Below are 18,798 nucleotides of genomic sequence, written 5' to 3'. Positions count from 1 at the left end.
CATGAAGTGTAAATTTTGCGGGGCAGAAGTAAAACTGGGCGAACGGTGCCAGTATTGCGGGTCAGTCGCAGAAGCGTTCTACTACAAGCCAGAGGAACCACCGGAGGTTGTAGGGAAAAACTTAACAGACCAGAAAGAATATACAGTGCAAAAGGGTGACAGTCTTTGGAGAATTGCGCAGAGGTTCTACGGAAACGGTGCCGCCTGCTACGCACTGGCACACAGAAACGGCATTAAGAACCCAGATTTAATATATCCGGGGCAGGTATTGAAGATTTAGGAGGAAAAGAGCATGAAGCAGCAATGGGAACCACCGGAACTGGAAGAAATGCAAGTGGTCATATTATCACTGCACCAGAAATGGTGGCAGAAAATGGCAGCAGGTGAAAAGGTTCTGGAACTGCGGAAGACAAAACCGCAATGCAAAGCACCGTTCCGGGTGCTGGTATACGTGACAGGCGGTGCCGGGGTGATGGGTGAATTTATTTGCCCGGAGGTTTTGGAAATCAAGAACTTTGAAGAAGCAGAGAAGAAAAGCAAGGTTCCTGCACATGATATTCACAATTATGCAGCAGGGAGCCGCAACAAGGTTTACGGCTGGGAAGTCGCAGACGTGAAAGAGTACCCACGGGCAGTGACGCTGGAAGAACTGGGAATTAAAAGAGCGCCGCAGTCGTGGCAGTATATGAGGTGAGAACATGGACCAGATACAACATGACAAAATCAAAGAAAAACTGGCAAAGATAAAAGCCCTTGCAGAACGTGGCGTAGGTGGAGAGAAAGAAACCGCAATGCGTATGTATGAGGAATTAAAAGCCAGATACGAAATTGAGGACGAAGAAATAACGCTGGACGAAGTGACGCTGCACTGGTTCAGCTACAAGAACGACTTAGAAGAAGACCTGCTGACGCAGATTTTCTACATGGTAACAGGAAGCGCCAGTTATCGCAGATACACCGGAAGTTATAGCCGCAGAAAAAAGCGTGGCTGCGATTGCACAGAGGTTGAAGCGGCAGAAATCACATTGTATTTCAATTTCTACAAAGAGGAACTAAAACGGGAAATGGAAGCGTTCATGGCAGGTTTTAAGTTCAAAAACAACCTATTCCCGGACGAAAACGCCCGTTGCTATCAAGAACATAAGGGCGAAGAACGGGAAAGAACAGACGAAGAAAACAGAATGTTGAAAAAGGCTGCTTTCTTTGCGGGCTTCATGGACGGCAACCAGCCGCCACGGGCACTGATAGGAGAACCGGAGGAAGAAGACTGATGGAAAATAGACAGAAAATCATTGAAAAGCTGGTGAAAATAAAAGCGCTGGCAGAACGTGGCATAGGCGGGGAGCAGCAGACGGCGCAGGTGATGTATGCCGCATTGAAAGAGAAATACAAAGTCACAGACGCAGAAATTGAAAAGGCGGCAGCAGTTCCGGTGGATATTTCAGAAATTGACTTGAAGAAATTCTGGGGCATAGCTTTTCAACTGGCAGCAGTCGCAAAGACGTTGCAGGAAGAAACAGATATTTGTACAGCCTGCCCGTATACATACACAGACGAACAATGCACGGGCTGCGGTACATACTGGAATATGCGGGACTTGCGGCTGGACTTTGAAGCAATACAGCAAAGATTGATAAAAGCGGCAACGGAGGGGTAAGGCATGGCAGAGGGAAGAAAAGCAATATCAAAGGCAATGCGGCAGCAGGTGTATGACAGCTTGAACGGTCACTGCGGGTATTGCGGCTGCAAAATCACAATCAAAGAAATGCAGGTTGACCACATAGAAGCCGTGTACTTGCACGAAAAGGAATTGAAAGCCGGAAAAGTGCCAGAGATAAACAGCATTGAAAATTATATGCCAGCGTGCCGGGCGTGCAATTTCTATAAGTCAACAATGAGCATTGAGAAATTCAGAAAGCAGCTGGAAACATTACCGGAACGGCTGGAAAAAGTATTCATATACAGACTGGCGAAAAAGTACGGAATTGTGAAAGAAAATTGCGAAAAAGTAAAGTTTTACTTTGAGAATATAAAGACAGGAGGTGAAAACGAAGCAAATGAGTAGAGCATATTACAGAAAGCGCAGTGAAGCCACAGAGCAGGAAAGAGTTATAAACTGGGCGACGTTCTACGCAAAGGACTTCCCAGAACTGGAATTGCTGCACCATATCCCAAACGGCGGCAGCAGGAACCAGCTTGAAGCGGCGAACCTTAAACGGCAGGGAGTAAAAGCAGGCGTGCCGGATTTGTGCTTGCCAGTAGCCAGAAACGGAAAACACGGGCTTTATGTTGAAATGAAGTGGGGAAAGAACAAAACAACAGACAAACAGGACTGGTGGCTGGAACAGCTGCGGCAGCAGGGATATGAAACGGCGGTTTGCTGGACGGCAGAAGAAGCAATGGACACAATAGCGGGTTATCTGGGAGTTATGGAGCAGACAGGAAGAAAGGTGGAAGAGTAAATGGGAGCAATGGACCACACATTGAAACAGACAGTGCCATATTACAGCACCATGAAGCGTGCAGGGGCGTTCAGACAGCCACAGAAGCCACAGAAGCGGCAGAAGAGAACGACGCTGACGGAATACAGCCAGAACGGGCAGAAAGCCATATTAAAACCACACGTCACAGTCAATCAAGCCGCAAAGAAACTGTATGACTATGAACAAACCGGATTGTCACCACATGAGGTTGCAAACCTTGTTGAGCAGGTGCAGAACTTGACAAGGCGTGTGAAGAAATACGAAAGCTGGGAAGAATGAACGACGTTGACCGCTGCTTGATATGCGGTGAAGTTATCCCGGAGGGTTCGCAGGTCTGCACCGCCTGCCGCAATAAATACGACATTGTGACCGGGGAAACAGAAGAAATGGCACAAGAACTGCGGGACATAGCAGACGTGCTGAAAATCACAGAGGGCACAGACACAAACATTAGAAAGTCAATGGAAAGCATATTGAGGATTGCAGACAGACTGGAAAGGACAAGCAATGGCAAGAAAAGAAGATAAACAGCCACAGTATTTGCCGTTAATCGTAAAAGCAAAGTTACATACTGGCGGCAGGGACTACGAGAAAATCAAAGAGGAATTAAAAGGGCAGGGCTTCACCTGCAAGCAAATGAAAGGCATGGTGCGTGAGGGTAACTACTTTGACGGAATAGTGCTGTATTTGTCAAAGTGGAACTGGGACAACCACGAAAGCTGGCACCTTTACAACTGGGACGCAAAGGACGACGAAACAGTTATGCTGGCACTGTACGAAGCGGAACAGTACCACCCATACGCAGCAAGCAGGTACAAAGAAGATTTTGAGAAATTCCAGAACGACTGGAAAAACGAGGAATACGACCCCGGCATGACATACACTTTCAAGGACGGTGAAGTTGAAGTGTTGGAAGTCCTGCAAGAAGAGGTGGACAACATAGACCATGAAGCAGTCAAAAGACAGGTGGCAGCAGCGGAAGACGCCCAGTACCAGAAGAGAAGAAAACAGCGCCAGCGACGCAAGCAGGCAAGCAAGGGCAGCAGATACCAGCGCAAATACTTTTAGGAGGAATAAAGATGGCGAAAAAGAAGCGGAAGTATTACAGCGGGAAAGAATTACTATGCCGCCGACAGCTGGAACGGCAGCAGGCAGAAGCGGAAGAAAAGACAAACAACATAAGAGTGCGCCAGCTACACCAGATAAACGCAAGCAGCCGGGCTATTGGCTGGGCAAAACAGAAAATGAGGGAGGGAAAGAACAATGATTGCATTTCTGATTGAGGTTGTAAAAGCACTGGTAACATTCTTTGCGGTCTGCGTAGGGCTGGGCATTTTATATCTGGTCTTTGTAGTGGTCAGAAAAGTTGGCTGGGAGGTAAGAAGACAGAACAGAGAGAAACACGAACAGGAGGACAAAGAGGAATGAAAGCAGAATTTTTCAAGGCAGTGTGTCCGTTAGAGATTGGGGACACAGTAGCAATCAAGACAACAAAGGACGGAGAAACAAAAGAAGCACTTTATTTGCCGCAGGGTTGCACAGTGATTACAACGGCAGCAGTTGCACTGCATAAGGTCACAGACATTGCAACGCTTCACTATCTGAAAAAAGGCGAAACACAGTTCTTGTATGAACTGGACGGCTGCGGAAAATATGAACCGTTGACCGTGAAAGTTCCGGTCAGAGAATTTGCGGAAGAACTGAAACGCCGGGGCAGATAACAATAAATACTTACGGAAGTATACAAGATATACAAATATACTTCCGTAAGATTGTGTAGAATGTCAATAGACTTTATACTTCCGTAAGTATATAATAAAGACAGTTAAAGAAGTAAAGCAAACGGAGGTAAAAAGACATGAGAACATTTGAAGTTGGCAAGAGATATGGAGAACACGCAGTTGTATTTGAGATTGTAAAGAGAACAGCAAAAACAATCACATACGCAGCAGTACAGCACGCCGGAAGATACAACGAGAGAAAAGAAGAGCCAAAGACAGTGAAAGTAAGAAACTGGGATGGCAGAGAAGTATTTTTCGCAGGAAGCCAGACGGTAGAAGCGTAAGACAAGCACGGGTGGCGCAATGGATAGCGCAGCAGCCACCGAAGCTGCCGGGTGCGGGTTCAAGTCCCGTCCCGTGCATTACTGGGAAAGCAACTATAAATTCATACCAGATACAAGGAGGAATACCACATGAAAGTATTATCAATTATCAATCTTAAAGGGGGAGTGGCAAAGACCATTTCCAGCGTAAATATGGCACATATTCTGGCAGCAGTAAAGGGCTTCAAAGTCCTGCTGATTGACAATGACAAGCAGGGCAACGCAAGCAAGATTATGAACCGCCACAGCTATGACCATAAGGGCACGGCAGAGGTAATGACACAGCGGGGCATTGACCCGGCAGAGGTTATCCAGCACACGGACTTTGACGGGCTGGACATTATCACAGCAAACATGAATTTGCTTACAGCCAACCTTGAAGTCATGTTGGACCAGTCAAGACCGCAACAGACACGCTTCAAAAAGTTTCTGGACGGCTTACAGCAGGAATATGACTACTGCATTATTGACAACGCCCCAGACATTAACATTTCAACCATAAATGCGCTGGTAGCTTCACAAGACGTCATGGTGCCTATAACCATTGATGATTTTGCAATAGACGGTCTGGCAGAACTGAAAGAACAGATTGACAACACCCGTGAGGATTTGAACCCACAGTTGCGCTTCTGCGGCTGCTTTGTCACACAGTACGACAGAACCAATGAAGCAGACACACAGGGCGAAGAGTTCTTGAAGACGCTTGAATATCCGGTGTTCGATACACATATCAGAAAGACACCGAAAATGAAACCCAGCACATTTGAAAGATTGCCAATCATTTTATATTCCCCACGCTGCGGCGCAAGTGCCGACTATAAAGCACTGGTGGAAGAATGGTTGAGAATGTGACCAATTCGGACACGTTAGGAGGGAAAGACAATGGCAGGAGCAGTAAAGAAATTCAACTTGACAGAGTTATTAAACCAGCGGTCAAAGGAAGCTGGGGAGCAGCAGAAAACAGAACAGCAGCAGGCGGCAGCAGGCGCAGAGGTTGTCACGTCCGAAGAGGGCGTGAGCAGCACCGCCGATATTTACGACCTTATACCGTCAAAGGGGAACTTTTACAGCGTAGAGGACGTGCAGGACTTGAAACGGTCCATTGAACTTCTGGGAGTGCTGCAACCGCTTCTGGTGACTGATGAAGAGGAAGACGGCAAGCGCCGTATCATTGCAGGACACAGAAGACGGCTGGCGGTCATGCAGCTGGTGGACGAGGGCAAAGAGCGTTTCAGACGGGTTCCAATCTTAATCAAGCCGAAGAAAAACGCCATACTGGACAGACTGGCGCTGATTATGGCAAACCGGTTCAGAGAGAAGACGGACTGGGAGAGAATGACAGAAGCGCTGGAAACAGAAAAACTGGTGCTGGAATTAAAAGAAAGCATGAACATTCCGGGCAGAACCCGTGATTTGCTGGCAGAGATTATAGAAACGTCCCCAGCGCAGGTGGGAAGATACAAGGCAATATATAACAATATCATTCCAGAACTGATGGCAGAATTTAAGGCAAACAGAATTGTTGTATCTGTCATTTATGAAGCGTCCGGGTTGCCGGAAGATTACCAGAAACAGGCGGCAGAAGTATTCCGGGAAAATGAAGTGCTGACATTATCAGACATTAAGCAGTTGAAGAAGAACTGGGAAGCGTCGCAGCAGATACCGGGACAGATGGACATTAGCCAGATGGAAGAGAAACAGGAAGCCGCAGGAACGGCAGAAAGTGCCACAGGCAATGAAACAGACCAGCAGCAGGAAGAAGCAGACACAGAGGGAGCAGGAGAAGCCACAGAGGGCACAGAGGACGCAACCGGGCAGCAGTCAGAATATGTTGACCCGCAGCCGGAGCAGATAACGTCACTTTGTTACAGCTGCACACACTATGAGGACTGCCACGACAAGACAGCAACCGTGACCAGCTGCAATGCTTATGAGAACCGCAGAGAAGCCCAGAAGACGGACGAAGAGAGATACAACGAAGAGCAGGCAGCTATTGACAGGGAAACACAAAAGAAACTGCGTGAAATGCAGCAGGAAGAGAAAATGCAGCATTTGCCGTCTGATGAAAGAAAAGAAAAAACAATCAGAGTATCACCGGACAAAATGAAAGCCGTTGCAATCGACCATACAAGACCATACATGATTTTGAAAAATGACGGTTACAGAGAGGGCGACACAGTGAAGCTGATTGAGTTTGCAGAGGGCAGAGCAACCGGGAACACGGCAGACATGAAAATTATCTGCATGGACGACGACACGACCAGCAGCGCACTTGAAGAGGGCTATTGTGTAATAGCGTTGCAGGAGGTGTAGACGTGGTACAGATTTTAGAACTATTTGGGGGAATTGGTTCCCCCAGATGTGCTTTGCGAAATTTGAACATTCCAACAAAAGCCATTGACTATGTGGAAATAGACGAAAACGCCGTAAGGTCATACAATGCAATGTTTGCGGAAGAATTAGAGTATAAAACACAATCAGTGGTGGGCTGGAACCTCAAACCAGATATTCTGATACACGGCAGCCCGTGTCAAGATATGAGCATTGCGGGACATCAAGGAAAAGCAACTGCGGAAGCAGGGAGGATAAACAGAGGAAAAGGGGCAGACAAAGGAAGCGGCACCCGGTCAAGTCTGATGTGGGAAACAATGCACATTATTCAAAATATGGGCGAATGGAAGCCAAAATATGTTATCTGGGAAAACGTGAAAAATGTATTAAACGGCTACAACAAGAAGAACTTTGAACAATACATAGCAGAAATGGAAAAGCTGGGATATACAAGCAATTATCAAATATTAGACGCAAGGGACTTTGGATTGCCACAGGCACGGGAAAGGGTTTTCACGGTATCGGTGCTGAATGGTGAAAAGTTCGACTTTTCAGACTTAATCAGAACGCCAATGAAAGACATATCAGAATTTCTTCTGAACAACGACGAAGTGCCGCCAGTGTATGACGTGACGCAACCGAGCGTGTACAGTGTGATTGGAGAAAAAGGCATAAGAAGAGCAACAGTAATAAAAGATTTTGCATACACAATCACGACCAGACAGGACAGAACACCAGCACAGGTGATTGACTGCGGAAACGGGCGTTATAGATATTTAACAGAACGGGAGTGCTGGCGCCTGCAAGGATATACAGACAAGGACTATGAAAGGGCAAAAGCAGTCCAGAAGCGTTCTGGAAGATACAGAATGGCGCTATACAAGCAGGCTGGAAACAGCATTGCAGTTCCGATATTTGAAAGTATGTTCAGAAAGATAATTTTACATGAAACAGCATAGGAGGTGCGGAAAATGCCAATAAACATGACAGATTATAGAATGATTATCAACGAAAGAGTATACAACGTATTGCAAATTATGATTGATTTTGCAGGACCGTTAGAAGAGGGGGAACCACCAAAGCCGAAGTTTATTGACGCAGTATACATTGACGAAGACGGAACAATAAAAACCATGCGTGATGAAGCGTGGTGCTTCCAGTTCGTGAGAAGAAACGGAGGTGCAGCAGATGGAAAGACCAATAATAATGCTTAATACAGACAATATGCCCGTATTTTGCCGAAACCAGTGCGCAAATACAAAATGCGCAAAGCACATTTCAAAAGCCTATGAGTGCGGCGGTTCATGTTCAATGCGGTTATTGAGAGGGGAACCGGAGTGCGCAGGGTACATATCACGGAGGAAGCACAAATGAAAGAAAATGTTTGCGTTGACTGCAAACACTATGAAAGCTGCAAAAAGCCGGAAAGATACATGAAGTGTATGGGGTACGAAGAGAAAGAACGGCAGCAGGCAGCAGGAGAAAACGCAGTTGACGTGCAAGACGGATAGAAGCCGGGAAAGACTGGCAAAAACAAAGAATGGAGGAAAAGCAAATGGCGCAGGCAATGGAAAAAGGCAGGGTTATTGAATTGCTGGAATATTACAAAGACATAGACGGGGAGGTGAGTATATACAGAAAGATAATAAGTGACTTAACGGACCAATACTACAATCCCATTGGCGCTATACAATGCGACGGTCTACCAAAAGGAAAAAATAATATATCACGACAAACAGAAAATATGGCGCTTAATATTCCAGATTATGTCAGCGGCGAAATCAGAGAGTATGAAGCAAAGGTGCAGCAGTTGCAAGCCTTAAAGGCGCAGATTTTGCAGGAAGTTTCAAGGCTGAAACTGAAAGAAAAGCGCATTATTTTTGATTTTTACATGCACAACCTCAAATGGGAACAAGTAGCGGTACGCAATTCATACAGTGAAAGACAGTGTAAGAATATCAGAGATACAGCACTTGAAACACTTTCACAGAGGTTTGAAAAGAACCAGATTATTTCACAATTTCAAAGGATTGCATAAGCAATCATTGCCCGCCATTGCCTGCGTTTTACTGGTATAATTTAAGCCAGTGAAGCAGGCTTTAAGTCGTTATATTTGCACGTTGGCAATAGTGGGCTTTGGTGATTTTTTGAATTTACAAAGCCCATAATTTTTTATACTTCCGTAAACTGGAAGAGTTGGAAAGAATGAAAACGAACGAAAAGAGGTGAGAAGATGGGAAGACCACGGAACCCGGAACGGGACAAGTCAATGCAACGCTATCTGGACGCAGACGGCAAGATTGAAACAGCGGAACTGGCGAAGCTGGCAGGAGTGCCAGAAGTGCGGATAAGAAAATGGAAGTCAGAAGACAGCTGGGACGAAGCACTGAAAAACAAGCCGAAAAAAAGAGGGGGTCAAAAAGGCAACAAAAATGCTGCCGGAAAAACCCCAGCAAAAAAGGGTAATAAAAACGCCGTAACACATGGGGCATTTGCGCAGGCGGGATATGAAGACATAGACCCGGAGCAGGCGGCAGCCATACAGAACATGGGCACACCGTCCGCAATGTCACAAATGATGGAGGAATTGCAGGCGCTATATCTGCGCAAAGCCTATCTGGAAAGCCTATTGAAAGAGTATGAAAGCCCAGAAGCAGGCGGCTTTTACACAGATAAAATAGTACACATGATTGTACCAAAGAGCATGGAGGAAAGACAGCAGGAAGAGGACTGCGGCATGGAACACCAGCAGTGCGCAGACCCAGAGGGAAGCAAGACAGAAACATATAAAACAGCCATGAAGTCTGTCATTAAGTCCAGCCCATTTGAACGGGCAATGAAAGTGGAAGCCGAACTAAACAAGCTGCACGGGCGTATCATCAAGCAGCTGGATAGTATCAAGGCGTATGAGTTGGAGGACAGACGCTTGCAGCTTGCAGAGAAGCAACTTGAATTGAATAAACAGAAGCTAACGGGCGAATTTGAGATTGACCCGGACGGAAGCACCGAAAACGACGAAATCACAGACGTTGTGGACGACGTTTAATAGGTTCTTCTGGCGGTCTGGAAGCACTGCGGGTACGGCGACGCCCAAAACCTGCCCAGATATAATTTTGAAAATTTCATTTCCGCTTCCGACCCGGTAAAAAAACAAATGGGTAGGGGCTAAAAAAAGAAAAAATGTGACCAATTCGGACACAAAAGAAAGGGGGTGCGGTTTTTGAAAGCGTACACTTCAAAGGCGGTTGCCGCTTGGCTGGATATTTCAGAACGCAGAGTGCGCCAGCTGCGTGACGAAAAGGTTATAACGGAAATCAGACCGGGGCTGTACGACTTGAAGACCGTAAACCACCAGTACATAAATTATTTGCGCAAAAACAACCCGGAAAGTGAAAGCGCAATAGATTACAACGCAGAACGTGCAAAGCTGGTCAGAGCAAAAAGAGAAGCACAAGAACTGGAATTGCAGCTGCGCAGAAATGAGGTACACACCACAGAGGACGTGGAACAGGTAATGACAGACACGCTTGTTAGGTTCAAAACAAGGCTTATGGCTATACCTGCAAAGTTAAGCCCCATTTTATCAAAGAAAAAGGACCAGACAGAAATATTTAAGCTGCTGAAAAGCGCCATTGATGAAGTGCTGGAAGAACTTTCAGACTTTCAGACAGTGTTTGGGTATGGTGTAGACAATGAAGAAAAACACAGTTGATATGTTTACACGGATTTTTAAAGTGCTGCAACCACCGCCGGAAATGACACTATCACAGTGGGCAGATAAGTTCCGCAGACTGTCTGCCGGGTCTTCCGCAGAGCCGGGACGCTGGAAGACGGCAAAGGCGCCGTATCAAAAAGAGATTATGGACGCCATAACAGATATTACAATAAAAAAAGTCGTGATTATGTCAGCAGCGCAGGTGGGAAAGACAGACGCAATGGTGTTGAACCCTATTGGATATTATGTGCATTATGACCCGTCACCGATTATGGTTATACAGCCGACAATAGACATGGCAGAGAAGTTTTCAAAAGAAAAGTTGTCACCTATGCTGCGTGATACACCCGTACTGGCTGACCGTATCAATGAGAAGAGCCGCAACAGCGGTAACACAATCATGCAAAAGATATTTCCGGGCGGCTTCATAACGATTGCAGGCGCAAACAGCCCAACAGGACTGCGAAGCCACACAATCAGAATATTGCTTGCAGACGAGATAGACGCATACCCAGCCAGCGCAGGAAAAGAGGGCGACCCACTTTTACTGGCTTCAAAGCGTCAGACTACATTCTGGAATAAAAAGCAGGTGGACATTTCAACACCGACAGTCAAAGGGGCTTCCAGAATAGAAGTGGAGTACGAAAACAGCAGCCGGGGAGAATGGAACGCACCGTGCCCGTGCTGCGGAGAACTGCAACCGCTGGTCTGGTCAAATGTTGTGTTCGACAAAAACGACCTATCAGAAATCAGATACGCTTGCAGCAAGTGCGGCGTCATATCAAGTGAAGCAGAATGGAAAGAACACTTTATTGATGGAACCTTTGTGCATGAAGACCCAGACAACCCCGTGCGTGGGTTCCACTTGAACACGCTTGCTTCCACATTGACCACATGGCAAGAAGTTGTTGAAAAGTTTCTGACGGCAAATGACCAGATGAAAAAAGGCAACGTGGAACTGATGAAAGTATGGACTAATACCGAAATGGGGCAAACGTGGGAAGAAGACGGGGAAACCATAGAAGACGACGAACTGATGAAACGCCGGGAGAAATACAAGTGTGAAGTGCCAGAAGATGTGCTGTACTTGACAGCTGGCGTAGATACGCAGGACGACAGATTTGAAATTGAAGTTGTGGGCTGGGGTCCAGAATATGAAAGCTGGGGCATTAGGTATGCGGCAATATACGGCGACAATTCAGACATCAACAATCAAGTCTGGCAAGACCTTGACACATTCTTATTGCAGACCTTTGAAAAACCAGACGGAACGAAAATGAAGCTGTCATGCGTCTGTATTGACAGTGGAGGACACAGAACCAATCAAGTATATAAATTCTGCAAAGCCCGGTTCAATCGTAGAGTATTTGCAATCAAAGGTTCAAACGATAGCGCCGCAGCGTATATCCAGAAGCCGTCAAAAAGCAACCGTGAGGGCGCATATCTTTTCACACTGGGAGTTGATACCGGAAAAAGCCTGCTTATGGACAGACTAAAGCTGGAGGAAGAGGGACCCGGCTTTTGCCATTTCCCAAAAGAAGAGGGCAAAGGATATGACGAAAAGTATTTCAAGGGCTTAACGTCAGAAAAAAAGGTAATGCGTTACAAGATGGGCAGACCATATTTCGCATGGGAACTGAAAGACAAAGGCGAACACAAACGAAATGAAGCGCTGGACTGCCGGAACTACGCAACGGCAGCCATTGAAATTATCAATGTACCATTGAAGAAACCGGACAAAAAGAAAGAAGCCACAGCAAAGAAAATTATTAAACGTGGCAGAAGAAGAAGTGGAGGAATTTTATAAATGGCAGGAATTACACTGGAAACAGCAAAAAGACACCTTGACGCATGGCTGGAAGCGGAACTGGCAGTGACAAACGCACAGTCTTATACAATAGGCAGCAGGACAATGACAAAAGCCAATCTGACCGAAATTAGAAAGTCTATTGAATATTGGCAAGGGAAAGTCGCTGCGCTTGAAAATGCGGCAAAATATGGCGGCAGGAACCGTGCAAAACGATTTGTACCACGGGATTTATAAAAAATTGCCCGTGATTGCCCGTTTTTGGGGTTTATTTCCCCCCATTGCCTGCAAAAATGGGGTAATATTATAGCGTGGAAAAGTAAGAAAAGACGAAAAGCAGCCGTGAAAAGCTGCTTTTTTCATGCAATAAAGGAGGTGAAAACGTGGGAATTGCAGCGGGAATTGACAAAGCAATAGCAGTTGTGGCGCCGCAAACGGCACTGAAACGTACTGCGGCAAGACAAAAATTGCAGATTTTGAACAGCGGGTACAGCAATTATGGTGCCAGCGTAGTGAAAAAATCACTTGCGGGGTGGCTTCATGCAGGCGGCAGCAGCCGTGAAGACATAGAAGACAATGTTTCGATACTGCGGCAGCGTACCCGTGATTTATACATGGGCGTGCCTATTGCAAATGGCGCTGTCAAAACCATGCGAACAAACATTGTTGGGCGTGGGCTACGTTTGAAGCCGAACATTGACGCAGAATTGCTGGGCGTATCACCAGAGGAAAGAAGAACACTTGAAAAGCAGATTGAACGTGAATGGAATATCTGGGCAGAAAGTACGGATTGCGACATGGCACGGATTGACAACTTTTATGAGTTGCAGCAGTTGGCTTTTTTGAACTGGCTTATTTCTGGGGACTGTCTGGCAGTGCTTCCGGTCAAGCCACGACTAAACCAGCCGTATGACCTGCGTGTGCAGCTGATAGAAGCAGACAGGCTTTGCAGCCCGGATAACTGCGACACAATAGACAACAAAATTGTTGGAGGTGTAGAGGTTGACCAGTCCGGGGAAGTTGTAGCGTATCACATAGCAGACCACCACCCGTTGTCCTACGCCTATGCAGATATTAGCTGGCAGAGGGTGGAAGCGTTCGGAAAAACAACCGGAAGAAGAAACGTGCTGCACCTTATGAACCGTGAACGAATAGGACAGCGCAGGGGTGTTCCGTTCCTTGCCCCGGTCATTGAAAGTCTGAAACAGCTTGGAAGATACACGGACGCCGAACTGGTGGCAGCGGTTGTGTCCGGTATGTTCACGGTGTTTATTGAAAAGGCAGACGCAAGCAGCGAAGACGCAATAGGAAGCATTATACCGGAAGAAGTGCAGGTGGACGCAGAGGACGAAACCACCATTGAACTTGCGCCGGGTGCCGTTATCGACTTAAACGAGGGCGAAAAGGCGCACGACATGAACCCCGGCAGACCAAACGCCAATTTTGGCGGCTTTGTGGAAGCTATATGCCAGCAGATAGGCGCAAGCCTTGAAATACCTTATGAATTGCTTATGAAGCGCTTTAATTCCAGCTACACAGCCAGCAAAGGCGCACTGGAAGAAGCGTGGAAAATGTTTAATATGTACCGGGACTGGTTAGCAACAGACTTTTGCCAGCCAGTATATGAAGAGTGGTTGACAGAAGCGGTTGCAAAAGGACGTATCAAGGCACCGGGCTTCTTTACTGACCCGGTGATTAGAAAAGCATATTGCGGGGCGAAATGGAACGGACCTGCAAAGGGCATGTTAGACCCGGTAAAAGAAGCAACAGCCGCAGAAAAGCGGGTGCAGAATGGCTTTAGCACACGAAGCGACGAAACAATGCAAATGACGGGTACAAGCTACTACAACAATATTGAACAGCTGAAACACGAAGAAAAAGAGTTAAGAGAGGTGAAGAAAATTGCCAATGCCAATGCAAACAAGTCAAAATCCCCAGCAGCCGCAGCAGGCACAGGGAATGAACCAGCAGCAGGACAACAGGACGCCGGGCAATCCATACGGAGTGACGACGAATAAATTCTGGAATTTTATTCCAGCAACAGGCGACAAGCCACCAGAACTACTTTTATATGGAGCAATTAGCAGTCAGCAGTCATGGTGGGAAGACAGAGTGACACCGCAACAGTTCAATCAAGAACTTGCGGCGCTGGGTGATGTGCCGGAAATTATCGTGCGTATTAACAGCGGCGGCGGCGACGTGTTCGCAGCCAATGCAATTTTTACAAGGCTGAAAGATTGTTCAGCGAAAGTGACAGTCAAAATTGATGGCTGGGCAGCTTCCGCAGCCACAATCATTGCTATGGCTGGCGACACAATCAAGATTGCCAGAAACGGTGTATTTATGATACATGACCCGGCAATGACAGTCTGGGACACTTTCAAAGCAGAAGACTTCTTAAAGATGGCTGATGAACTGAAAGTGATTAAGCAAAGCATAGTAAACACATACGCCAGCAAGACTGGCAGAAATACAGAGGACATAGAACAGCTTATGTCAAATGAAACATGGTGGACGGGTGACACAGCAGTTGAAAACGGCTTCTGTGACGAATTGATGTTTGAAGAAAGCAGCACAGTTGTTGAAAATTCTTCAAAAATTGTGGTTAATTCAGTACCCATTGACGTTTCCATGTTCAAGAGTATTCCAACCCAGTTATTAAACAGCCCGCACAATCAAAATCCGGGTAGTTTAGTAAATAGTGCAACAGAACCTATCAACAAGCCAAAAGAAAAGGAGGAACCAGAAATGGCAGCACCAGAAAACAAAATCACAACGGTTGACGCACTAAAAGCCGCATACCCGGATTTAGTAGCGACAATCCAGAACGAAGCCGCAGCCACAGAACGTGCCAGAATTAAAGGCATTGAAGACTTGGCAAACGGTAACTATGCAACACTTGCGACAGACGCAAAGTTTGAAAACCCTATTTCCGCACAGGAACTTGCGGTGAAAATCATTGCAGAGCAGAACAAAGCGGGCGGAACTTACATTCAGAACCGCCAGCAGGACGCACAGGACGGCGGGGCAAACGGCGTATCTGGCGTAACACCGGAAGACAACGCAGGCGGTGACGGAAAAGACCCGTTCAATGCCGCTATTGACAAGTTGTTTCCAGATACAAAATAAGGAGGTAGCGCAAAATGAGTGAATACGCAGTAGAGAAGAGAGAAACAGCACCGAAAAATTTCTTTGCTGGCGACTTCCCAACAGTACCGGAAACGGGAGTTGCGGGCGCAGAAATCAAAGAGTATGCACCAGTAATGGTTGACACAGAGAACGAAAACAAAATCATTCCGGTTGCTACAACAAAAGAAGCGAACGCAATCGGAATTTCTGCGGCAGCAGCAGGCAAGGGCGAACCAGTCACATATTATTTGACGGGTGAGTTTTTCGCTGACGCATTAAACCTTGAAGCAAGCGCAGATTTGACAAAAATCAAAGAAGCACTGCGAAAAGTATCAATCTTTTTGAAGTAAGGAGGATAAAACAATCATGGCAAATGAAGTATCTATTTACGAACCACGAACAATGGGCAGAGTGGTTCAGAAGTTACCGCCCGTGCGTACTTTTTTCAGAAGTACATTTTTCAGACATGAAGAAACATTCACCACAAAGGACGTTGACGTTGACTTTAGAAAGGGCAGCAGAAAGGTTGCACCGTTCGTCAGCAGATTAGTTGGTGGAAAGGTAGTGCCAAACACTGGCTATCAGACAAAGACGTATACACCGCCTTTAGTTGCACCGGAGAAAGTGACAACCGTTGATGATTTGTTAATCAGAAGACCGGGCGAAAGTCTTTATTCTGGCAGAACACCTGCGGAACGTGCCGTACTTAAAATGGCAGATGACTTCAAGGAGTTAAGAGAGCAGATTTTAAGACGCGAAGAACTGATGTGCGCACAGACAATCTTCACTGGTGCAATCCCTATCATTGGCGACGGAGTGAATGAAGTAATTGATTTTTCTTTTACAAACAAAGAAACTATTTCAGTTGCAAAAAACAAGTGGACTGCTGACACTTCCGACCCTATCGCAGACATTAAACGCTGGCACGAAACAGTACAGAAGAAAGGTTTTGTGAACTGCGACATTTGCGTAATGGGAAGTGACGTTGCAAATGCGTTTGTAAATCACCCAAAGGTGCAGAAAATGCTTGATGTGAAAAACTTCAATCTTGCAGTTATCCAGCCTAAACAGTTACCGAACGGCGTCACATACATTGGCACAATTCACGAACTGGGACTTGATATTTACAAGTACAATGAGTGGTATCTTGACGACTGGACAAACCCGGACGCACCGGAGGACAAGCCGCTTGTACCTGCGAACAGTTTAGCACTGTTAAGCACAAATGCCGATTATTCCATGTACTATGGAGCAATCACACTTATTAAGGAACCAGACGGCAACTTTGTGACCGTAGAGGGTAAATATGTACCGGACACATGGACAAAGCGCAAGCCTGCCCGCCGCTTCCTTAATCTGTCTTCTGCACCGTTATGCGTTCCGCATGATGTAGACAGCTGGTTTGTTGCAACACCTATCTAATGGACTTCAAAGCACAGCTTGCCAGTGACATGAAAGTGTTTCACAACTGCGGAGAAATGGCAACTATGACTGATATATGGTATCAAGGCAAGAAACACTATTTGCCCATAATCATTGACCACACGGCAGCCGACGAACGGCAGAGAGGAAACGGGGACAATGCAGAGGGCATAAACCGTGCTTCTTGTCTGGTCTATATGTCATTATATGATTTTGGTTGCGTTCCCAAAAAAGGACGCCAGCTTGAAATTGACGAAGCCGGGGCAATCAATCTATATAACATTTCAAAAGCAGACTGCGAGGACGGGGAAATAATTCTTGAATTGGAGATGTTGGAAGAATGATTGAAATAACATCTGACGCAATAGAAAGAGTGGGAACCCTGCTGGCAGACGTTCCAAAAGGTGCAGAAAGAGTATTTGCCAGCGCTATGAACCGTGGTATTTCCAGAGTGAAGACACAGGCAATAAAGCAGGTAAAAACCGTATATGCCGTAAATGGCGCAGCACTGACGAAAGCAACCAGAATAAATATAACCAAAGCCAGCACGGGAAACCTTGCAGGCTTTGTTTCATTTTCTGGCGTAAAAATACCGCTGTACAAATTCAAAGTCACACCGACGAAACCCGGAACCGGAAAGCAGGTGCGGGCAGCAGTCAAAAAAGGCGGCAGCGGGACACCATTTGAAGACGCTTTCATTGCAGAAATGAAAACAAATGGTCATACCGGAGTATTTGAGAGGACAGGGCGTAAGCGTTTTCCGATTGAAGAAAAAATGGGACTATCAGCAGCGCAGATGGTGGGAAACGAAGACATTATAGACGGACTGGAAAAGGAAGCACAAGAACTGGTAAACGAAAGAATTATACACGAAATGAACAGGATTTTGAATGGTTATGGAGGGTAAAACATGACACCAGTTTTTTTGTTGGAAGAATTGCAGAAATTCATTAGTTCCAAAACGTCTGACATTATTTTGCCAGTGCGAACCAGAACGGGAAGCAATGAAGAAAAAGAAAGAGCAGCAGCAGTTTATAAAATGGGGCTGCCGGAAGCAGACGACGTACAACAGAAAGTACCATACATTCTGTTAAAGTTCCTAACAGGGACGGACGACAAGAAAGCAGGCGAACCAGAGGAAGACAGCTGCAAAGTAAGAATAATATTTGCGGTGTATTCAGAAGATGGGCAGGACGGACCGCTGGCACTTCTCAATCTGATTTTGAGAGTGCGCAGCGAATTGAAGAAAGCCGGGACAATCGGCGGCGGTCAATTTGCTTTGGAACTGCCGCTGGAATATATCGTATATCAAGACACCACGCCGCCATACTACATGGGCGAAATGGTGACAAATTGGAGTATGCCAGTCACGCAACGTGATGTGGCAGAGATTTTGCACAATTTATAGACAGGAGGAAGACGAAATGGCAAAAGCGACCACAGCAAGCGCCACAGCAGCCGAAAAGGACGCTGAAAAGGTGCAGGCGGTAGAAAATACCACAACAGAAGAAAAAGCCGCAAAAACGGCAAATACGCAGTCGGAAACAGTAAAGCTGATTTACATTGGACCGAACCTGCCAAAAGCAATGCTGCCATGCAACAAGATTTTTGAGGGAACAGACAAAGAGATTGAAGAAGAACTTTCTTTCATTCTTGAAAAGTTCCCACTTGTAAGAAAAATGCTGGTTCCTATTTCCGAACTGGCAGACAAGAAAGACAAGGTGAAGACAACCGGGAATGTATACAACAAGTATTATTCAGACTTAAAGGCTGCCGCCCTTGCATACGCAGAACAGGAGGTATAACA

The 18,798-nt window shown here is 46.2% G+C and carries 31 protein-coding genes and 1 tRNA gene; all 32 read left to right on the top strand.

Going from position 1 to position 18,798, the window contains the following annotated elements; genetic code table 11:
- The first annotated feature begins 1 nt into the window (after position 1).
- Positions 2-280 carry a LysM peptidoglycan-binding domain-containing protein gene (locus DV740_RS03615; RefSeq protein WP_055285948.1) on the top strand — a complete coding sequence of 93 codons (279 nt, stop codon included), beginning with the start codon at positions 2-4 and terminating at the stop codon, positions 278-280.
- Between the two features lie 12 nt (positions 281-292).
- Positions 293-694: a hypothetical protein gene (locus DV740_RS03610; protein ID WP_117469224.1), complete on the top strand. Its 402-nt coding sequence runs from the start codon at positions 293-295 to the stop codon at positions 692-694.
- Positions 695-698: 4 nt separating this feature from the next.
- Positions 699-1,271 (top strand): DUF2786 domain-containing protein, encoded by a 573-nt coding sequence (locus DV740_RS03605; RefSeq protein ID WP_117469225.1) that lies wholly within the window; start codon positions 699-701, stop codon positions 1,269-1,271.
- Positions 1,271-1,657, top strand: coding sequence for a hypothetical protein (locus DV740_RS03600; RefSeq protein ID WP_117469226.1), 387 nt, complete (start codon positions 1,271-1,273; stop codon positions 1,655-1,657). The genes DV740_RS03605 and DV740_RS03600 overlap by 1 nt, the downstream gene beginning before the upstream one ends.
- A gap of 3 nt (positions 1,658-1,660) precedes the next feature.
- Positions 1,661-2,065: an HNH endonuclease gene (locus tag DV740_RS03595; protein ID WP_117469227.1), complete on the top strand. Its 405-nt coding sequence runs from the start codon at positions 1,661-1,663 to the stop codon at positions 2,063-2,065.
- A complete protein-coding gene (locus tag DV740_RS03590; protein WP_117469228.1) occupies positions 2,058-2,462 on the top strand; it encodes a VRR-NUC domain-containing protein in 405 nt (134 codons plus the stop codon). Before DV740_RS03595 ends, DV740_RS03590 begins: the two co-directional genes overlap by 8 nt.
- The gene (locus DV740_RS03585) at positions 2,463-2,762 is read left to right on the top strand and encodes a hypothetical protein (RefSeq protein ID WP_117469229.1); all 300 of its coding nucleotides are present in this window, start codon (positions 2,463-2,465) and stop codon (positions 2,760-2,762) included. It begins immediately after the preceding gene.
- Complete coding sequence (locus DV740_RS03580; protein WP_117469230.1) at positions 2,759-3,010, top strand: hypothetical protein; 252 nt, start codon at positions 2,759-2,761, stop codon at positions 3,008-3,010. The genes DV740_RS03585 and DV740_RS03580 overlap by 4 nt, the downstream gene beginning before the upstream one ends.
- On the top strand, positions 2,991-3,551 hold the full coding sequence (locus DV740_RS03575; protein ID WP_117469231.1) for a hypothetical protein: 561 nt from the start codon (positions 2,991-2,993) through the stop codon (positions 3,549-3,551). Before DV740_RS03580 ends, DV740_RS03575 begins: the two co-directional genes overlap by 20 nt.
- Positions 3,552-3,562: 11 nt before the next feature.
- The gene (locus DV740_RS03570; protein ID WP_117469232.1) at positions 3,563-3,766 is read left to right on the top strand and encodes a hypothetical protein; all 204 of its coding nucleotides are present in this window, start codon (positions 3,563-3,565) and stop codon (positions 3,764-3,766) included.
- Positions 3,747-3,911, top strand: coding sequence for a hypothetical protein (locus DV740_RS14745; protein WP_158561501.1), 165 nt, complete (start codon positions 3,747-3,749; stop codon positions 3,909-3,911). The genes DV740_RS03570 and DV740_RS14745 overlap by 20 nt, the downstream gene beginning before the upstream one ends.
- Positions 3,908-4,204, top strand: coding sequence for a hypothetical protein (locus tag DV740_RS03565; protein WP_117469233.1), 297 nt, complete (start codon positions 3,908-3,910; stop codon positions 4,202-4,204). Before DV740_RS14745 ends, DV740_RS03565 begins: the two co-directional genes overlap by 4 nt.
- A gap of 137 nt (positions 4,205-4,341) precedes the next feature.
- The gene (locus DV740_RS03560; RefSeq protein ID WP_117469234.1) at positions 4,342-4,548 is read left to right on the top strand and encodes a hypothetical protein; all 207 of its coding nucleotides are present in this window, start codon (positions 4,342-4,344) and stop codon (positions 4,546-4,548) included.
- Between the two features lie 5 nt (positions 4,549-4,553).
- Positions 4,554-4,626: transfer RNA gene (locus DV740_RS03555), tRNA-Arg, on the top strand.
- A 51-nt stretch (positions 4,627-4,677) separates the two neighbouring features.
- A complete protein-coding gene (locus DV740_RS03550) occupies positions 4,678-5,439 on the top strand; it encodes a ParA family protein (RefSeq protein ID WP_117469235.1) in 762 nt (253 codons plus the stop codon).
- A gap of 30 nt (positions 5,440-5,469) precedes the next feature.
- Positions 5,470-6,900, top strand: coding sequence for a ParB/RepB/Spo0J family partition protein (locus DV740_RS03545; protein WP_117469236.1), 1,431 nt, complete (start codon positions 5,470-5,472; stop codon positions 6,898-6,900).
- Positions 6,901-6,902: 2 nt separating this feature from the next.
- Positions 6,903-7,877 carry a DNA cytosine methyltransferase gene (locus DV740_RS03540; RefSeq protein WP_117469237.1) on the top strand — a complete coding sequence of 325 codons (975 nt, stop codon included), beginning with the start codon at positions 6,903-6,905 and terminating at the stop codon, positions 7,875-7,877.
- Positions 7,878-7,889: 12 nt separating this feature from the next.
- On the top strand, positions 7,890-8,132 hold the full coding sequence (locus DV740_RS03535; protein ID WP_055285912.1) for a hypothetical protein: 243 nt from the start codon (positions 7,890-7,892) through the stop codon (positions 8,130-8,132).
- Positions 8,133-8,288: 156 nt separating this feature from the next.
- A complete protein-coding gene (locus DV740_RS14740) occupies positions 8,289-8,429 on the top strand; it encodes a hypothetical protein (RefSeq protein WP_154300120.1) in 141 nt (46 codons plus the stop codon).
- Positions 8,430-8,473: 44 nt separating this feature from the next.
- Positions 8,474-8,956, top strand: coding sequence for a sigma-70 family RNA polymerase sigma factor (locus DV740_RS03525; protein ID WP_117469238.1), 483 nt, complete (start codon positions 8,474-8,476; stop codon positions 8,954-8,956).
- A 195-nt stretch (positions 8,957-9,151) separates the two neighbouring features.
- Positions 9,152-9,964, top strand: a complete 813-nt coding sequence (locus DV740_RS03520; RefSeq protein WP_081338260.1) for a phage terminase small subunit-related protein — start codon at positions 9,152-9,154, stop codon at positions 9,962-9,964.
- Between the two features lie 174 nt (positions 9,965-10,138).
- Entirely contained in the window at positions 10,139-10,630 is a 492-nt protein-coding gene (locus tag DV740_RS03515) for a hypothetical protein (protein ID WP_055285907.1), read from the top strand.
- Positions 10,611-12,440 (top strand): phage terminase large subunit family protein, encoded by a 1,830-nt coding sequence (locus DV740_RS03510; RefSeq protein WP_117469239.1) that lies wholly within the window; start codon positions 10,611-10,613, stop codon positions 12,438-12,440. Before DV740_RS03515 ends, DV740_RS03510 begins: the two co-directional genes overlap by 20 nt.
- On the top strand, positions 12,441-12,677 hold the full coding sequence (locus tag DV740_RS03505) for a DUF6148 family protein (protein WP_117469240.1): 237 nt from the start codon (positions 12,441-12,443) through the stop codon (positions 12,675-12,677).
- Between the two features lie 146 nt (positions 12,678-12,823).
- A complete protein-coding gene (locus tag DV740_RS03500; protein WP_117469241.1) occupies positions 12,824-14,458 on the top strand; it encodes a phage portal protein in 1,635 nt (544 codons plus the stop codon).
- Complete coding sequence (locus DV740_RS03495) at positions 14,400-15,569, top strand: head maturation protease, ClpP-related (RefSeq protein WP_242994206.1); 1,170 nt, start codon at positions 14,400-14,402, stop codon at positions 15,567-15,569. The genes DV740_RS03500 and DV740_RS03495 overlap by 59 nt, the downstream gene beginning before the upstream one ends.
- A gap of 14 nt (positions 15,570-15,583) precedes the next feature.
- Positions 15,584-15,919: a hypothetical protein gene (locus tag DV740_RS03490; RefSeq protein ID WP_117469242.1), complete on the top strand. Its 336-nt coding sequence runs from the start codon at positions 15,584-15,586 to the stop codon at positions 15,917-15,919.
- A 16-nt stretch (positions 15,920-15,935) separates the two neighbouring features.
- A complete protein-coding gene (locus tag DV740_RS03485; RefSeq protein WP_117469243.1) occupies positions 15,936-16,991 on the top strand; it encodes a major capsid protein in 1,056 nt (351 codons plus the stop codon).
- A 65-nt stretch (positions 16,992-17,056) separates the two neighbouring features.
- On the top strand, positions 17,057-17,335 hold the full coding sequence (locus DV740_RS03480; RefSeq protein ID WP_242878264.1) for a hypothetical protein: 279 nt from the start codon (positions 17,057-17,059) through the stop codon (positions 17,333-17,335).
- The gene (locus tag DV740_RS03475; protein ID WP_117469244.1) at positions 17,332-17,898 is read left to right on the top strand and encodes a phage tail protein; all 567 of its coding nucleotides are present in this window, start codon (positions 17,332-17,334) and stop codon (positions 17,896-17,898) included. Before DV740_RS03480 ends, DV740_RS03475 begins: the two co-directional genes overlap by 4 nt.
- Before the next feature lie 3 nt (positions 17,899-17,901).
- Positions 17,902-18,399 carry a hypothetical protein gene (locus DV740_RS03470; RefSeq protein WP_055285889.1) on the top strand — a complete coding sequence of 166 codons (498 nt, stop codon included), beginning with the start codon at positions 17,902-17,904 and terminating at the stop codon, positions 18,397-18,399.
- Between the two features lie 16 nt (positions 18,400-18,415).
- Positions 18,416-18,796, top strand: a complete 381-nt coding sequence (locus tag DV740_RS03465; RefSeq protein WP_117469245.1) for a hypothetical protein — start codon at positions 18,416-18,418, stop codon at positions 18,794-18,796.
- Positions 18,797-18,798 lie beyond the last annotated feature (2 nt).

It is taken from the genome of Roseburia sp. AF02-12, assembly GCF_003461765.1.
In the GTDB taxonomy this organism is placed as follows: Bacteria; Bacillota; Clostridia; order Lachnospirales; family Lachnospiraceae; genus Roseburia_C; species Roseburia_C amylophila.
This window is presented reverse-complemented; position numbering and strand designations above follow the sequence as displayed.

Excerpts from the sequence above, each read along its gene's own strand:
- DV740_RS03550 (WP_117469235.1), top strand. The coding sequence starts at position 4,678 with ATGAAAGTATTATCAATTATCAATCTTAAAGGGGGAGTGGCAAAGACC.
- DV740_RS03470 (WP_055285889.1), top strand. The coding sequence starts at position 17,902 with ATGACACCAGTTTTTTTGTTGGAAGAATTGCAGAAATTCATTAGTTCC.
- DV740_RS14740 (WP_154300120.1), top strand. The coding sequence starts at position 8,289 with ATGAAAGAAAATGTTTGCGTTGACTGCAAACACTATGAAAGCTGCAAA.
- DV740_RS03570 (WP_117469232.1), top strand. The coding sequence starts at position 3,563 with ATGGCGAAAAAGAAGCGGAAGTATTACAGCGGGAAAGAATTACTATGC.
- DV740_RS03480 (WP_242878264.1), top strand. The coding sequence starts at position 17,057 with ATGACTGATATATGGTATCAAGGCAAGAAACACTATTTGCCCATAATC.
- DV740_RS03475 (WP_117469244.1), top strand. The coding sequence starts at position 17,332 with ATGATTGAAATAACATCTGACGCAATAGAAAGAGTGGGAACCCTGCTG.
- DV740_RS03510 (WP_117469239.1), top strand. The coding sequence starts at position 10,611 with ATGAAGAAAAACACAGTTGATATGTTTACACGGATTTTTAAAGTGCTG.
- DV740_RS03485 (WP_117469243.1), top strand. The coding sequence starts at position 15,936 with ATGGCAAATGAAGTATCTATTTACGAACCACGAACAATGGGCAGAGTG.
- DV740_RS03575 (WP_117469231.1), top strand. The coding sequence starts at position 2,991 with ATGGCAAGAAAAGAAGATAAACAGCCACAGTATTTGCCGTTAATCGTA.
- DV740_RS03465 (WP_117469245.1), top strand. The coding sequence starts at position 18,416 with ATGGCAAAAGCGACCACAGCAAGCGCCACAGCAGCCGAAAAGGACGCT.
- DV740_RS03525 (WP_117469238.1), top strand. The coding sequence starts at position 8,474 with ATGGCGCAGGCAATGGAAAAAGGCAGGGTTATTGAATTGCTGGAATAT.
- DV740_RS03600 (WP_117469226.1), top strand. The coding sequence starts at position 1,271 with ATGGAAAATAGACAGAAAATCATTGAAAAGCTGGTGAAAATAAAAGCG.
- DV740_RS03545 (WP_117469236.1), top strand. The coding sequence starts at position 5,470 with ATGGCAGGAGCAGTAAAGAAATTCAACTTGACAGAGTTATTAAACCAG.
- DV740_RS03585 (WP_117469229.1), top strand. The coding sequence starts at position 2,463 with ATGGGAGCAATGGACCACACATTGAAACAGACAGTGCCATATTACAGC.
- DV740_RS03595 (WP_117469227.1), top strand. The coding sequence starts at position 1,661 with ATGGCAGAGGGAAGAAAAGCAATATCAAAGGCAATGCGGCAGCAGGTG.
- DV740_RS03490 (WP_117469242.1), top strand. The coding sequence starts at position 15,584 with ATGAGTGAATACGCAGTAGAGAAGAGAGAAACAGCACCGAAAAATTTC.
- DV740_RS03615 (WP_055285948.1), top strand. The coding sequence starts at position 2 with ATGAAGTGTAAATTTTGCGGGGCAGAAGTAAAACTGGGCGAACGGTGC.
- DV740_RS03495 (WP_242994206.1), top strand. The coding sequence starts at position 14,400 with ATGAACCAGCAGCAGGACAACAGGACGCCGGGCAATCCATACGGAGTG.
- DV740_RS03565 (WP_117469233.1), top strand. The coding sequence starts at position 3,908 with ATGAAAGCAGAATTTTTCAAGGCAGTGTGTCCGTTAGAGATTGGGGAC.
- DV740_RS03590 (WP_117469228.1), top strand. The coding sequence starts at position 2,058 with ATGAGTAGAGCATATTACAGAAAGCGCAGTGAAGCCACAGAGCAGGAA.
- DV740_RS03560 (WP_117469234.1), top strand. The coding sequence starts at position 4,342 with ATGAGAACATTTGAAGTTGGCAAGAGATATGGAGAACACGCAGTTGTA.
- DV740_RS03535 (WP_055285912.1), top strand. The coding sequence starts at position 7,890 with ATGCCAATAAACATGACAGATTATAGAATGATTATCAACGAAAGAGTA.
- DV740_RS14745 (WP_158561501.1), top strand. The coding sequence starts at position 3,747 with ATGATTGCATTTCTGATTGAGGTTGTAAAAGCACTGGTAACATTCTTT.
- DV740_RS03520 (WP_081338260.1), top strand. The coding sequence starts at position 9,152 with ATGGGAAGACCACGGAACCCGGAACGGGACAAGTCAATGCAACGCTAT.
- DV740_RS03505 (WP_117469240.1), top strand. The coding sequence starts at position 12,441 with ATGGCAGGAATTACACTGGAAACAGCAAAAAGACACCTTGACGCATGG.
- DV740_RS03580 (WP_117469230.1), top strand. The coding sequence starts at position 2,759 with ATGAACGACGTTGACCGCTGCTTGATATGCGGTGAAGTTATCCCGGAG.
- DV740_RS03605 (WP_117469225.1), top strand. The coding sequence starts at position 699 with ATGGACCAGATACAACATGACAAAATCAAAGAAAAACTGGCAAAGATA.
- DV740_RS03610 (WP_117469224.1), top strand. The coding sequence starts at position 293 with ATGAAGCAGCAATGGGAACCACCGGAACTGGAAGAAATGCAAGTGGTC.